At 74.6% G+C, this 15,876-nt stretch carries 2 protein-coding genes; one reads left to right on the forward strand and one right to left on the reverse strand.

The window, feature by feature from the left end; all coding sequences use genetic code 11:
- Positions 1–24: 24 nt before the first annotated feature.
- Complete coding sequence (locus tag ACSU6L_RS09140) at positions 25–14,718, reverse strand: SDR family NAD(P)-dependent oxidoreductase (RefSeq protein WP_437055344.1); 14,694 nt, start codon at positions 14,716–14,718, stop codon at positions 25–27.
- Positions 14,719–14,926: 208 nt separating this feature from the next.
- Between ACSU6L_RS09140 and ACSU6L_RS09145 the strand changes: the two genes are divergently transcribed.
- Positions 14,927–15,745 carry a shikimate dehydrogenase family protein gene (locus tag ACSU6L_RS09145; protein WP_437055346.1) on the forward strand — a complete coding sequence of 273 codons (819 nt, stop codon included), beginning with the start codon at positions 14,927–14,929 and terminating at the stop codon, positions 15,743–15,745.
- Positions 15,746–15,876: the final 131 nt, after the last annotated feature.

The following is a 15,876-nucleotide window of genomic DNA, read 5'->3' on the forward strand; positions in this document are numbered from 1 at the left end:
CTTTCGAAGATCGGTGTCGTCCGTTCAGGACAGACCGAGCTCGCTGTCGATGAGGGCGAACATCTCGTCGTCGGAGGCGGTGTCGAGGTCGAGCTGGTCCTCCTCCGCGGGCTGCTGGGCGGGGTGCAGGCTCTCCCACCGGTCGGTGAGCGCCTTCAGCCGCTGGGCGACCAGATGGGCCTGGGCGACGAGGTCGTCGGCGGCGCCGGCCGGGCGGGCGGCCATGGCCCGCTCCAGGCGCTCCAGTTCGGTGAGGACGGAGAGTCCGTCGTCGGTCTGCGGCATCTCCGGCTCCAGTTGTTCGAGCAGCAGCTCGACGAGTGCCGCGGGGGTCGGGTGGTCGAAGACGAGCGTCGCGGGCAGCCGGACCCCGGTGGCCTCGGTGAGCCGGTTGCGGAACTCGACCGCGGTGAGCGAGTCGAAGCCCGCGTCCTTGAAGGCGCGGCCGGTGTCGATCGTGGCCGGGTTGGCCACCCCGAGTACTCCGGCGACCTGCACCCGTACCAGGTCGAGCAGCAGGTCGCGCCGCTCCTGCGGGTTGCGGCCGGCGAGCCGCTGGGCCAGCGTCTCGCCCGCCGGGGCGGCCGCGGACCTGGCGCTGCGGCGGGCCGGGGGCCGGACCAGGCCGTGCAGGATCGTCGGGACGGTGCCGCCGCCCGCCGCCTGGCCGCGCAGTTCGGCGAGGTCGAGCTCGGCCGGGACGAGCAGCGCCTGGGCGGAGCCGAGGGCCGCGTCGAACAGGGCCAGGCCTTCCGTGTCGGGCAGGCCGAGCATGCCGCCGCGCTTGCCCCGGTCGCGGTCGCCGCCGTCGAGGTGGGCGGTCATGCCGGTGGCCTCCGCCCACAGGCCCCAGGCGAGGGCGGTGCCGGGCAGCCCGGCGTCCCGGCGCAGCTGCGCGAGACCGTCGAGGAAGGCGTTGGCGGCCGCGTAGTTGGCCTGGCCGGGGTTGCCGAGGACACCGGCTGCGGACGAGTAGACCACGAAGGCGGACAGGTCCAGGTCCTTCGTCAGCTCGTGCAGGTTCCAGGCGGCGTCGGCCTTCGGCCGCAGCACGTTCGCCAGCCGCTCGGGCGTGAGGGCGGAGAGGACACCGTCGTCGAGGACACCGGCCGTGTGCACGACCGCCGTCAGCGGCTGCTCGAAGGACGCGATGAGCGCCTGGAGGGCCGTGCGGTCGGAGGCGTCGCACGCCTCGACCCGCACATCCGCACCCAACTCGGCCAGTGAGTCCCGCAGTTCGGCAGCCCCGTCGGCCGCGATGCCGCGTCGGCTGGTCAGCACCAGGTGCCGCACGCCGTGCTCGGTGACCAGGTGCCGGGCCAGCAGGGCGCCCAGGGTGCCGGTACCGCCCGTGATCAGCACCGTGCCGTCCGGGTCAAGTCGGCGGGTCTCGGCGGGCGTCTCCCGGGCGAGGCGCGGCGCGGTGGCCTCGCCGTCGCGCAGGGCCAGCTGGGACTCGCCGGTGGCGAGGGCGGCCGGCAGCAGGTCGGCGGACCGCTCGTCGGTGTCGACCAGGACGATCCGGCCCGGGTTCTCCGACTGGGCGGTGCGGACCAGACCCCACACGGCGGTACCGGCCGGGTCGGTGACGTCCCGGACCGCTCCGCCGGTGCGGACGGCCAGCCGGGAGCCGTCGAACCGGGGCTCGGCGAGCCAGGCCTGGAGCACGGCCAGCGTCCGGGCGACCGCCTCGTGGGCGGCGGCGCTGTCGCCGCCCGTCCCGGAGACGTCCAGCAGCAGCAGTTCCGGCACCGACCCGGCCTCCGCCAGGGCCCGTACGGCGGCCGCGTCGGCGACCTCCGCGAGCGTGGCCCTGGTCTCCGTCGGCAGGGTCACCGGGATCCAGTCGACGCGGTACAGGGCGTCGTGGGCCGGGCCGCTCGCCGCGCCGAGCTGGTCGGCGGAGATCTCCCGCATGGCCAGGGTGCCGATGCCGGCGACCGGGGCGCCGGTGTGGTCGGCCAGGTCGAGGGCGAGGCCGTCGGCGCCGGAGCGGACCGCGCGGACGCGGAGGGCGGTGGCGCCGGAGGCGTACAGGGCGACCTGGTTCCAGGCGAACGGCAGCTTGGTGACCCCGTCCTCGGTGGCGCCGAGGAAGCTGGTCGTCTGGAGGGCGGCGTCCAGCAGGGCCGGGTGGATGCCGAAGCCCTCCGGGGACTGGCCCTCGGGCAGGACGACCTCGGCGTACACCTCCTCGCCCTTGGTCCACACGGCCCGCACACCCTGGAACGCGGGCCCGTAGCCGTATCCGGCGGCGAGCTGACGGTCGTAGAAGCCGTCGAGGTCGACCGGTTCGGCCTGCGGCGGCGGCCAGCTGCCGAAGTCGAACCCGGCGTCCTGCGTCTGCTCGGCGAGGAAGCCGCTGACGTGCCGGGTCCACTCGGCCTCCGGGCCGGCGTCCTGCGGCGCCGAGTGGACGGCGACCGCGCGGCGGCCCAGCTCGTCGAGGGCCGACACCGACACCTGGATCCGCGTCCCGCCCTTCTCGGGCAGGACCAGCGGGGCCTCGATGACGAGTTCCTCGACGGCGCTGGTCCCGGCCTCGTCACCGGCCCGCACGACCAGCTCGACCAGGGCGGCGCCGGGCACCAGGATCGTGCCGCCGACGACGTGGTCCGCGAGCCACGGCTGGGTGCGCACCGACAGCAGGCCCGTCGCCAGCACCCCGCCCGACTCGGGCAGCGTCACCCAGGCCCCGACCAGCGGGTGGTCGGCGCCGGTGAGCCCGAGGGACGCGGCGTCACCGGTGCCGCCCCAGACCTGCGGCCAGTACCAGTCGCGCTGGAAGGCGTACGTGGGCAGTTCGACGCGGCGGGCGCCGGTGCCGTCGAACAGCGCCTTCCAGTCGACCGCGCGTCCGGCCGCGTACACCGTGCCGAGCGCGGAGAGCAGCGTCTCGGCCTCGCCCCGGCCGCGCCGCAGCAGGGTGGCGAGCCGGATGTCGGCACCGTCCAGGATCTCCTGGGCGAGGGCGGTGAGGACACCGTCGGGGCCGGCCTCCAGGAACGTGGTCACGCCGAGTTCGTGCAGCGCGGCGACCCCGTCGGCGAAGCGGACGGCGTCCCGGACGTGCCGCACCCAGTAGTCCGGGGAGGTCAGCTCCTCCGCGGTCGCCAGCTTGCCGGTGACGTTGGAGACGACACCGATGCGCGGGGCGTTGTAGGTGAGCCCGGCCGCGATCTGCCGGAACTCCTCCAGCATCGGGTCCATCAGCAGCGAGTGGAACGCGTGGCTGACCGTGAGGCGCTTGGTCTTGCGGCCCTGCGCCTCGAAGACGGCGGCCACGGCCTCGGCGGCGGTGTCCACACCGGAGATCACCACCGACGTGGGCCCGTTGATCGCCGCGATACCGACCTCGTCGGTCAGCAACGGCAGCACCTCGGCCTCCGTCGCCTGTACGGCGATCATCGCGCCGCCCGACGGCAGCGCCTGCATCAGCCGGCCACGAGCCGCCACCAGACGCGCCGCGTCCTCCAGACTCCACACCCCGGCCACGTGCGCGGCCGCCAGCTCGCCGATCGAGTGACCCGCCACGAAGTCCGGACGAACACCCCACGATTCGGCGAGGCGGAACAGCGCCACCTCGATCGCGAACAGCGCGGGCTGCGTGAACTCCGTCCGGTTCAGCTCCTCGGCGCCCACGTCCTTCAGCGACTTCGGCAGATGCCGGTCCAGCTCCGCCACCACCGCGTCATACGCCTCCGCGAAGACCGGATACGTCGCGTACAGCTCCTGACCCATACCGCGCCGCTGGGCGCCCTGACCGGTGAACAGCACCGCCAGTCGGCCGTCGACGGTCGTCGGGCCGTTGTCGCCCGACGCGAAGGTACGCAGTCCGGCGATGGCCTCGTCGCGGTCGGCGGCGACCACCACGGCCCGGTGCTCCAGCGCGGCCCGGCTCTCCACCAGCGACCAGGCCACGTCCAGCAGGCCGGCCGCGTCCTCGGCGAGGTGGTCGGCGAGCCGGTCCGCCTGTGCCTTGAGGGCCTGGACCGAGCGTGCGGAGACCACCAGCGGCAGCGGGCCGGTGAAGTCGCCCTGTTCGACGGCGAGTTCGTCGACGTCAGGGGCCTCTTCGATGACGATGTGGGCGTTGGTGCCGCTGACGCCGAAGGACGACACGCCGGCCCGGCGTGCGTGCCCCTCCTGGCGGGGCCAGGGGCGGGCCTCCGTCAGCAGCTCGACCGCGCCCGCCGACCAGTCCACCTTCGGCGTCGGCTCGTCGACGTGCAGGGTCTTCGGCAGTTCCTCGTTGCGCAGCGCCATCACCATCTTGATCACGCTGGCGACGCCGGCGGCGCCCTGGGAGTGGCCGATGTTGGACTTCACCGAGCCGAGCCACAGCGGGTCGCGGTCGTCGCGGCCCTGCCCGTAGGTGGCGAGGAGCGCCTGGGCCTCGATCGGGTCGCCGAGGGCGGTCCCGGTGCCGTGCGCCTCGACGGCGTCCACGTCGGCCGGGGTGAGACCGGCGTTGGCGAGGGCCTGCTTGATGACGCGCTGCTGGGACGGGCCGTTGGGCGCGGTCAGGCCGTTGGAGGCGCCGTCCTGGTTCACGGCCGTGCCGCGCACCACGGCGAGCACCTGATGCCCGTTGCGGCGGGCGTCCGACAGCCGCTCCAGCAGGAGGACGCCGACGCCCTCGGACCAGGCGGTGCCGTCCGCTCCGGCGGAGAACGCCTTGACGCGGCCGTCCTTGGCGAGGCCCCGCTGGCGGGAGAACTCGATGAAGGTGTCCGGGGTGGCCATCACCATCGCGCCGCTCGCCAGCGCCATCGAGCACTCGCCGCCGCGCAGCGCCTGCACGGCCATGTGCATCGCGACGAGGGAGGAGGAGCAGGCGGTGTCGACGCTGAGGGACGGGCCTTCCAGGCCGAGGGTGTAGGAGACGCGGCCGGAGGCGACGCTGCCCGCGGTGCCGGTCAGCCTGAGGCCCTGGAGTTCGGCGGGCGCCTGCTGGAGGCGGACGGTGTAGTCGTGGCTGATGATGCCGGTGAAGACGCCGGTGTCCGTGCCGCGCAGGGCGGCCGGGTCGATGCCGGCGCGCTCCAGGGTCTCCCAGGTGACCTCCAGCAGGAGCCGCTGCTGCGGGTCCATCGCCAGGGCCTCGCGCGGGGAGATCCCGAAGAAGCCCGCGTCGAACTCGCCGACGTCGTGGAGGAACGCGCCCCGGTCGACGTACGACTTGTCGACGGCATCCGGGTCCGGGTCGAACAGGGTGTCCAGGTCCCAGCCCCGGTTGTCGGGGAAGCCGCCCATGACGTCGACGCCCTCGTCGACCAGTCGCCACAGCTGTTCGGGGCTGGTGACCCCGCCGGGGAAGCGGCAGCCCATGGCGACGATCGCGATCGGCTCGTCGGCGCCCGCCGTGTGCTGCGGGGTGGCCGCGGCGGCCACGGCCGGCTGGTCGTCGACGCCCAGTTCGGTGCCGATGTGGCGGGCCAGGACGGCCGGGGTCGGGTAGTCGAAGACGACGGTCGCCGACAGCCGCACGCCGGTGGCGGCGGACAGGCGGTTGCGGAGTTCGACGGAGGTCAGCGAGTCGAAACCGGCGTCCTTGAAGGCCTTCTCGCCGTCGATGGTGTGGGCGGCGGAGTGGCCGAGGACGGTCGCGGCCTGGGCACGGACCAGGTCGAGCAGGTGCTGCTCCCGCTCCTCGGGGGAGAGCGCGGCCAGTTCCTGGACGAGCGAACCGGTCGACGCGGTAGCGGACCTGGCGGCCTGCCGGGTCTGCCGGACCAGGCCGCGCAGCAGCAGCGGCACCGGGCTGCCCGCCGCGCGGGCCTGGAGGCCGGCGAGGTCGAGGCGGGCCGGGACGAGCGCGGCCTCGGGCGAGCGCAGGCCCGCGTCGAAGAGGGCGTTGCCGATCTCGGCGGTGATGCCGAGCATGCCGTCGCGCTTGTTGCGCTGGAGGGCGGCGCCGTCCAGGTTCTCGGTCATGGTGCTGGTCTCGGACCAGAAGCCCCAGGCGAGGGAGGTGCCGGGCAGGCCGAGCGCGCGGCGGTGCCGGGCGAGGCCGTCGAGGAAGCCGTTGGCGGCGGCGTAGTTGCCCTGGCCGGGGTTGCCGAAGACGCCGGAGGCGGACGAGTAGACCACGAAGGCGGACAGGTCCAGGTCCTTCGTCAGCTCGTGCAGGTTCCAGGCGGCGTCGGCCTTCGGCTGGAAGACCTTCGCCAGCCGTTCGGGGGTGAGCGCGGAGATCACGCCGTCGTCGAGGACGCCGGCCGTGTGCACGACCGCCGTCAGCGGCTGCTCGAAGGACGCGATGAGCGCCTGGAGGGCCGTGCGGTCGGAGGCGTCGCAGGCCTCGATGCGCGCGTCTGCGCCCAGTTCGGCGAGTTCGCGGAGGAGTTCGTCGGCGCCCTCCGCCGCCATGCCGCGGCGGCTGGTCAGCACCAGGTGCCGTACGCCGTGCTCCTCGGCCAGGTGCCGGGCCACGAGCCGGCCCAGGGTGCCGGTGCCGCCGGTGAGCAGGACCGTGCCCTCCGGGTCGAGGGGCCGCGGCACGGTGAGGACGACCTTGCCGATGTGCCGTGCCTGGCTGACGAAGCGGAAGGCCTCGGGGGCCTTGCGGACGTCCCAGGCCTTGACCGGCAGCGGGGCGAGCGCGCCCTGCTCGAAGAGGGCGACCAGGTCGGTGAGGATCTCCTGGACCCGGTCCGGGCCCGCCTCCACCAGGTCGAACGCCTGGTAGGCGACGCCGGGGTGGGTGGCCGCGACCTCGTCCGCGTCGCGGATGTCGGTCTTGCCCATCTCCAGGAAGCGTCCGCCGCGCGGCAGCAGGTCGAGCGAGGCGTCCACGAACTCGTGGGCGAGCGCGTCGAGGACGACGTCCACGCCACGGCCGCCGGTGGCCTCGAGGAAGCGTTCCTTGAAGGCGAGGTCGCGGGAGTTGCCGATGTGCCGCTCGTCGAGGCCGTTCGCGCGCAGCGCGTCCCACTTGCCGGGGCTGGCGGTGCCGAAGACCTCGGCGCCCGCGTGCCGGGCCAGCTGGACGGCGGCCATGCCGACACCGCCGGCGGCGGCGTGGACCAGCACCGACTCGCCCGCGCCGAGGCCGGCCCGGTCGAACAGGCCGTAGTAGGCGGTGGTGAAGACGATGGGGACGCTCGCCGCCTGCTCGTACGTCCATCCGGCGGGCATCCGCACCAGGTGGCGGTGGTCGGCCAGCGCCTGCGGGCCGAACCCGTCGCGGAGCAGGCCCATCACGCGGTCGCCGGGCCGCAGCGAGGTCACGCCGGGGCCGGTCTCCAGGACGACGCCCGCGCCCTCGCCGCCGAAGTGGGCGTTGCCCGGGTACATGCCGAGCGCGATGAGCACGTCGCGGAAGTTCAGTCCGGCCGCGCGGACCGCGATCCGGACCTGCCCCTCGGCGAGCGGCTCGCTCAGCTCGGGGCTGGGCAGCAGCGCCAGGTTCTCCAGGGTGCCGGTCTCGGTGACGTCCAGGTGCCAGGCGTCGGTGCCGGCCGGGACGGCGAGGGCGTCGGAGGCCGTGGCGCGGGCGAGACGCGGCGCGGTGACCCGGCCCGCGCGGACCGCCAGCTGTGCCTCGCCGGTGGCGAGGGCGGCGGGGAGGGCGGCACGGGAGGCGGGCTCGTCGTCGAGGGCGACCACGACGATCCGGTCGGGGTTCTCGGACTGGGCGGAGCGCAGCAGGCCCCACACGGCCGAGGCGGCCGGGTCGGTGAGCGGGTCGCGGGTGAGGACGACGAGCCGGTCGTCCTCGGTTTCCAGGTGGCTCTGCAGGGCGGCGAGGACCCGGGCCGTCAGGTCGAGCGCGGCGGCGGGGCCTTCGCCGGTGGCCGGCTCGGTGAAGTCGGCGACGGCGTCGTCGGTGTCGGCGGCGTCCTCCTCTGTGGCCACCGGCGTCCAGTCGACCAGGAACAGCGCGTCGTGGACGGGGGTGCGGGCGGCACCGAGCTGGTCGGCGGCGACCGGGCGCAGCACCATCGAGCCGACGGCGGCGACGGGCGCGCCGGAGGCGTCGGCCAGTTCCAGGGAGACGCCGTCGGAGCCGGCGGGGATCGCGCGGACCCGCAGCGCGGTGGCGCCGGAGGCGTACAGGGCGACCTGGTTCCAGGCGAACGGCAGCCGTGTCTGCTCGGCGTCGGCCTCCTGGCCGGGGCAGAACGTGCCGGACTGCAGCGCGGCGTCCAGGAGCGCCGGGTGCAGGCCGAAGCGGGCGGCTTCGGCGGCGGCCTCGTCGGGCAGCGCGATCTCGGCGAACACCTCCTCGCCTCGCCGCCAGACCTGCCGTACGCCCTGGAAGACGGGCCCGTAGTGGAGTCCGGCGGCGGCCCGGCCCTCGTAGAAGCCGTCCAGGTCGGCCTTCTCGGCCTGCGCGGGCGGCCAGGCGGTGAAGTCGAAGGCGGGGGTCTGCGGCTGTTCGGTGAGGGTGCCGGTGACGTGCCGGGTCCACGGGGTCTCCGGGCCGGTGTCCTGCGGGGTGGAGTAGAGGCTGACGGTGCGCCGTCCGTCCTCGGCGCCGCCGACGACGACCTGGACGCGTACGCCGCCGCGCTCCGGCAGGACCAGCGGGGCCTCGATGACGAGTTCCTCGACCGCGCCGGCGCCGACCTCGTCACCGGCCCGTACGACCAGCTCGATCAGCGCGGCGCCCGGCACGAGGACGGTGCCCGAGACGGCGTGGTCGGCCAGCCACGGGTGGCTGCGCAGCGACAGCAGACCGGTGGCGAGCACCCCGCCGGAGTCGGGCAGCCGGGTGACCGCGCCGAGCAGCGGGTGCCCGGCGCCGGCGAGCCCGGCACCGGAGACGTCGGCCGCTGCGCCGGCGTCCTCCAGCCAGTACCGCTCGCGCTGGAAGGCGTACGTCGGCAGCTCGACGCGGCGGGCGTCCGTACCGGCGAGGGCGTTCTCCCGGTCGAGTGGCGCGCCGTGCTCGAAGAGCCTGCCGAGGGCGGTCATGGCGGCCCGCGGCTCGGGGACGCCGCCGCGCAGCACGGTGACGAACGCGGTGCCGTCGGCGTCCGGGAGGCAGCCCTGGGCGAGGGCGGTGAGGACACCGTCGGGGCCGGCCTCCAGGAACGTGGTCACGCCGAGTTCGTGCAGCGCGGCGACCCCGTCGGCGAAGCGGACGGCGTCCCGGACGTGCCGCACCCAGTAGTCCGGGGAGGTCAGCTCCTCCGCCGTCGCCAGCTTGCCGGTGACGTTGGAGACGACACCGATGCGCGGGGCGTTGTAGGTGAGCCCGGCCGCGATCTGCCGGAACTCCTCCAGCATCGGGTCCATCAGCAGCGAGTGGAACGCGTGGCTGACCGTGAGGCGCTTGGTCTTGCGGCCCTGCGCCTCGAAGACGGCGGCCACGGCCTCGGCAGCAGTGTCCACACCGGAGACGACCACGGAGTTCGGCCCGTTGATCGCCGCGATACCGACCTCGTCGGTCAGCAACGGCAGCACCTCTGCCTCCGTCGCCTGCACCGCGATCATCGCGCCGCCCGACGGCAGCGCCTGCATGAGGCTGCCGCGCGCGGCGACCAGACGCGCCGCGTCCTCCAGGCTCCACACGCCGGCCACGTGCGCGGCGGCCAGCTCGCCGATCGAGTGACCCGCCACGAAGTCCGGACGGACACCCCATGACTCGGCGAGGCGGAACAGCGCCACCTCGATCGCGAACAGCGCGGGCTGCGTGAACTCCGTCCGGTTCAGCTCCTCGGCGTCCTCGGTGATCACGTCCTTGAGCGGCTTGGGCAGGTGCCGGTCCAGCTCCGCCACCACCGCGTCGAACGCCTCGGCGAACACGGGGAAGCGGGTGTACAGCTCCTGGCCCATGCCGAGGCGCTGGGCGCCCTGGCCGGTGAACAGCACGGCGAGCCGGCCGTCGGCGGCCACCGTCCCGCCTTCGCCGTCGGCGATCCGGCGCAGTCCGGCGACGGCCTCGGTCAGGTCGTCGGCGACGACTGCGGCGCGGTGTTCCAAGGCGGCGCGGGAGGTGAGCAGCGACCAGGCCACGTCCCGGAGGTCGGCCGGGTCGTCGGTGAGACGGTCGGCCAGGCGTGCGGCCTGGGCGCGCAGGGCCTGCTCGGAGCGGCCGGACACCACCAGGGGCAGCGGGCCGGTGAACTCGTCGCGTTCGGTGGGGACTTCGTCGGCTGCCGGGGCCTCCTCGACGACGACGTGGGCGTTGGTGCCGCTCACGCCGAAGGACGAGATGCCCGCGCGGCGCGCGCGCCCTTCCCGGCGGGGCCACGGGCGGGCCTCCGTCAGCAGTTCGACCGCGCCGGCCGACCAGTCGACCTTCGGCGTCGGCTCCTCGACGTGCAGGGTCCTGGGCAGCTGCTCGTTGCGCAGCGCCATCACCATCTTGATGACACCGGCGACACCGGCGGCGGCCTGCGCGTGCCCGATGTTCGACTTGAGGGAGCCGAGCCACAGCGGCCGGTCCTGCGGCCGGTTCTGCCCGTACGTGGCGATGACGGCCTGCGCCTCGATCGGGTCGCCGAGCGTGGTGCCGGTGCCGTGCGCCTCGACCGTGTCCACGTCCGCGGGGGTCAGCCGGGCGCTCGCCAGGGCCTGGCGGATCACTCGTTCCTGGGAGGGGCCGTTGGGGGCGGTGAGTCCGTTGGAGGCGCCGTCCTGGTTCACGGCGGAGCCGCGGACCACGGCGAGCACCGGGTGCCCGTTGCGGCGGGCGTCCGACAGCCGCTCCAGCAGGACCACGGCGACGCCCTCGGACCAGGCGGTGCCGTCCGCGGCGGCGGAGAAGGCCTTGGCGCGGCCGTCGACGGCGAGGCCGCGCTGGCGGGAGAACTCCACGAAGACGCCGGGGGTCGGCATCAGGGCCGCGCCGCCCGCGAGCGCCATGGAGCACTCGCCGCCGCGCAGCGCCTGCACGGCCAGGTGCAGGGCGACCAGGGAGGACGAGCAGGCGGTGTCGACGGTGAGGGCGGGGCCTTCCAGGCCGAGGGTGTAGGAGACGCGGCCGGAGGCGACGCTGCCGGCGATGCCGATGCCGAGGTAGCCCTCGGTGCCCTCGGGGACCTGGTGGATGTCGCTGCCGTAGTCGTGGTGCATGAGGCCGCTGAAGACGCCGATGTGCGAGCCGCCCAGCGAGGTCGGGTCGATCCCGGCCCGTTCGAAGGTCTCCCAGGAGGTTTCCAGCAGGAGGCGCTGCTGCGGGTCCATCGCGACGGCCTCGCGTGGGGAGATCCCGAAGAAGCCCGCGTCGAAGTCGGCGATCTGCGGCAGGAATCCGCCGTGCCGGGTGTAGGAGGTGCCGGGGTGGTCGGGGTCGGGGTGGTAGAGGCCGTCCAGGTCCCAGCCGCGGTTGTCGGGGAACTCGCTGATGGCGTCGACGCCGTCGGCGACCAGCCGCCACAGCTCCTCGGGGGTGACCGCGCCGCCGGGCAGCCGGCAGCCCATCGCGACGATCGCGATCGGCTCGTCGGAGACGGCGAGTTCGGGCAGCTCGGCCGGGGAGTCGCCGGCCGGGGAGGCGAACAGGCGGCGCCGCAGGTAGGCGGCGACCGCGACCGGCTTGGGGTGGTCGAAGGCGAGGGTGACGGGCAGGTGGAGCCCGGAGTCGTCGGTGAGGCGGTTGCGCAGTTCGACGGCGGTGGCGGAGGTGAAGCCCAGTTCCTTGAAGCTGCGCGCCGGGTCGAACGAGGTCAGGCCGGTGATCGCGCGGACCTGGGTGGCGACCAGCTCCAGCAGGACCCGGTCCTGCTCGGCCTCGGGCAGCCCGGCCAGGCGCGCCCGCAGCGCGTCGGTGGAGTCCTCGTCGGGTGCGGCGGCCGTGCTGGTGGGGGTGTCGACGACGTCCTCGAACAGCGCGGGCAGCCGGTCGGCCGCGAGCGGATCGAGGCGTACGGCGGTCAGCTGGGCCTGGGCGACGGTGTGCGCGGCGTCGAACATGGCCAGCGCCTCGGGGGTGCCCAGGGTGCCGGTGCCGGCCGGGGCGGGGCCGGATGCGGTGTCGGCGGTGCCGTCCCAGGGGCCGAGCGCGAAGGACAGGGCGGGCAGGCCGAGGGCGTGGCGGTGGCCGGCGAGGGCGTCGACGGCGGCGGACGCGGCGGCGGCCCGGCCGTGGCCGGGCGTGCCGAGCAGGCCGTCCGCGGTGGGCACCAGGACGAAGGTGGCGAGGGTGGAGTTCTTGGTGAAGTCGTGCAGGGCGAGGGCGCCCTGGACGGCCTGGCGGCGCCCGCGTTCGGTGTCCAGGTCCTCGCGGCCCGCGGTGTGCACGATCGCGGTGACGGGGGCGGGCGCCTTCGGGAACAGCTTGGCGAGGGCCTTGCGGTCGGCGACGTCGGCGGCCTCCAGGCGCACCTCGACGCCCGCGCGGGCGAGGTCGTCGCGCAGGGCGACGGCGGCGGCGTCCTTGCGGCCGCCCCGGCTGACCAGCAGCACCCGGCGCGCCCGGTAGACGGCGACGAGGTGGCGGGCGAGGTGTTCGGCGGCGACCCCGTCGGCGCCGGTGACCAGGACGGTGCCGCTGGTGTCGGGGGCGGTGGCGCGGTTGCCGTGGGCGGTGGTCGCCGCGGCGCGGACCACGCGGGGGCGCAGGACGACGCCGTCGCGGACGGCGGTCTGCGGTTCGCCGGAGGACGCGGCGAGCGCGAGGGCGGCGGCGAGGCGGGGCTCGTCGGTCTCCTCGTCGGCACCTAGGTCGACGATCAGGAACCGGTCGGGGTGGGCCGACTGGTAGGCGCGGACCAGGCCCCACACGGCGGCGTGGGCGAGGCCGTCGAGGGCGTCGTCGGGACCGGTGGCGACGGCGTCGCGGGTGGCGAGGAGCAGCGGGACGCCGGCGGTGCGTTCCTCGGCGAGCCAGGCGTCCAGGGTCTCGGTGAGCCGGGCGACCAGCGCCTCGGCGGCCTCGGCGCGGCGGGCCGCCCCGGTGCCGTGGGTGTCGTCGCCGAGCAGCAGGACGGCGGCGTCGGGGGCGTCGGCTCCGCCGGCGAGTTCCTCGACGAGGGCGTCGAGGGCGTCGATGCCGCAGGTGGCGTCGACGTCGGCGAGCGCGGCGAGGCCGCCGAGGGAGAGGTGGGTGTCGACGGTGTGGCCCAGCTCCTGGAGGGCGGCGGCGAGTCCGGTGCCGTAGATGTCTCCGGCGAGCGCCCAGCGGGCGGGGGCGGCCGGCGGGGCCGGGACGGAGGGCAGGGGCAGCCAGTCGGTGCGGAACAGGGCGGCGTAGCGGCCGTCGCCGGAGGCGCGCAGCCGGGCCGGGCGGGCCGGCAGCACATGGCGCATGATCTTGCCGGAGGCGGTCCGGGGGATGCGTTCGACCTCGTACAGCTCCTCGGGGACCTTGTAGTAGGCCAGGTTCTCCCGGCAGGCGTCGAACAGCCGCTCCAGGTCCAGGCCCTGGGGGCCGGGGACGAGGAAGGCGACCGGGACCTCGCCGAGGACGTCGTGGGGGCGGCCGGCGACGGCGACGTCGGCGACGCCGGGCACGGTCCGCAGCACCTCCTCGACCTCACCGGGGTGGATGTTCTCGCCGCCGCGGATGATCAGTTCCTTGATGCGGCCGGTGACGGTGAAGTAGCCCTGCTCGTCGCGGCGGGCCAGGTCGCCGGTGCGGAACCAGCCGTCCTGGAGGGCGGCCGCGGTGGCCTCGGGCTGGTTGTGGTAGCCGACCATGACGCTGGCGCCCTTGACCCAGACCTCGCCCTCCTCCCCCACGGGCACGTCCTCGCCGGTGTCCGGGTCGACCAGGCGCACGTCGAGGCCGGGCACGGGCAGGCCGCAGGAGCCCTCGACGCGGGCGCCGGTGGGCCAGTTGATGGTGATGGAGCCGCAGGTCTCGGTGGAGCCGTAGGCGTCGAGCAGCGGCGCGCCGAAGGTGTCCTCGAAGGCGCGGCGCAGCTCGGCGGTGGTGATGGCCCCGCCGACCAGGCACATCCGCAGTTCGGGGGCGGTGAAGCCGCGCTCGCGGGCGGCCTGCACGAGGTAGTGGTACATCGTCGGCACACCGGCGAGGAAGGTGGCCTTCTCCTCGCGTACGGCGTCCAGGATGTCGCCTGCGGAGAAGCCGTCGACGATCCGGGCGGTGGCGCCGACGGCCGTCACGGTCAGCACGCAGACGATGTGGGCGAGGCTGTGGAAGAGCGGCAGCGGCCAGACGACCCGGTCCTCGTGGGTGAGGCCGGGGATGGGGGCGTAGCAGGCGGCCACCGAGGTCAGGCAGTTGCGCTGGGTGGACAGCACGCCCTTCGGCTTGCCGGTGGTGCCGGAGGTGTAGAGCATCCAGGCGACGTCGTCGAGGCCGAGGTCGTCACGGGCCGGCTCGGCCGGCTCGGTCTCCGCGAGCGTCTCGAAGTGGACGGTGCCGGAAGGGGCGCCGACCGGTATGCCCTCGTCGCCGGTGACGACGACCTTCAGCTGCGGCCGGTCCTCGGCCAGCCGGGAGACGACCTCCATCAGCGCGGGCTCGGTGATCAGCACGCGGGCGCCGCTGTCGTCGAGGAGGTAGGCGAGTTCGGCCTCGGTGAGGCGCGGGTTGAGGGGGACGCCGACGGCCGCCGCACGGGTGATGGCGAGGTAGCTCTCGACGAACTCCACGCTGTTGCCGTGCAGGATCGCGGCGCGGTCGCCCGGTTGCAGTCGCAGGCCGGCCAGATGACCGGCGAGCCTTCGAGTGCGGGCCTCCAGTTCGGCGTGACTCACACTCCGCCGCGCATCGCGGTACGCGACCTTGGCCCCGAAGCGATCGGCGTTCGCCCTCAGCAACTCGGGCACCGGCCGGATCAACTCGGTTCGCAGCATGGCGGACACCTCTCGTCGAGTGAAAGACTTCTGCAGCGGAGACAACAGCGTCACATTTCCGCCGCCGATCGGATCCACTATCAACCCCCCTAAGAGGGCCCTGCGTTGCCGTCGAAAGGGTTACGGGGATAGGGGTGTGTGACTCAATGCGAAGGTAATTGACCCTGATCAAAAGCCACGCCAGAAATGACGATCGAAGGAGTTGGCCATGATCTCGATTTCCCGGAGGCAGACCCCGGCGATTTCCGGAAGGACCCGGCTGTTCGCGGTTCTCGGTGATCCGGTTCAGCAGGTGCGGGCGCCGGAAATGCTGAATCCGGTGTTCGCCGAACTCGGCCTGGACGCGGTGCTGGTGCCGGTGCACGCGCCCGTCGCCCACCTCGGCGAGGTGGTACGCGGGCTGCAGCGCGCCGCCAACGTGGACGGGCTGCTGGTGACCGTCCCGCACAAGGCGGCGGTGCGCGAGTTCGCCGAGGTGCACAGTGCGGCGGTGCGGCTGGCGGGTGGCGCGAACGCGCTGCGGCGCGGGCCGGACGGCCGCTGGCACGCGGAGAACTTCGACGGCGCCGGTTTCGTGGCGGGCCTGGTCGCGGCGGGCCACGCACCCGCCGGGAAGCGGGTGACCCTGCTGGGGGCGGGCGGCGCGGGCGGCGCGATCGCGGCGGCGCTGGTGACCGCGCGGGTGGCGTCCCTGGACGTGGTGGACCTGGACGCGGACCGGGTGGGCGCCGTCCTGGCCCGCCTGGCACCGCACGCCGGAGACCGGGTCCGCGCGGGCATCCCCGCCGCCGTACGCACGTCGGACCTGGTCGTCAACGCGACCCCGCTGGGCCTGCGCGAGACCGACCCGCTGCCCTTCGACCCGGCGGAGCTGTCACCCGGCACGATCGTCGCGGACATCATCATGAAGCCCCGGGAGACCCGCCTGCTGCGGACCGCGTCCGGGCTGGGCCTGCCGGTCCACTACGGCGACGGCATGCTGTCGCACCAGCTGCGCATGTACCGGGAGTTCTTCGAGCTGGGCTGACCCCGCGGCACTCCGGCACCCCGGCGCGCGGGGCCGCGCGGCACCCCCGGCCGACCACGCCGCCGCAGTTCCCGCCCAGTGCCGTCACGGTTCCCTCCCCGTGGCCGGGACCTTCTTAGCCTGCCGTCATG

The sequence above is a fragment of the Streptomyces sp. enrichment culture genome, assembly GCF_964272855.1.
Taxonomy (GTDB): domain Bacteria; phylum Actinomycetota; class Actinomycetes; order Streptomycetales; family Streptomycetaceae; genus Streptomyces.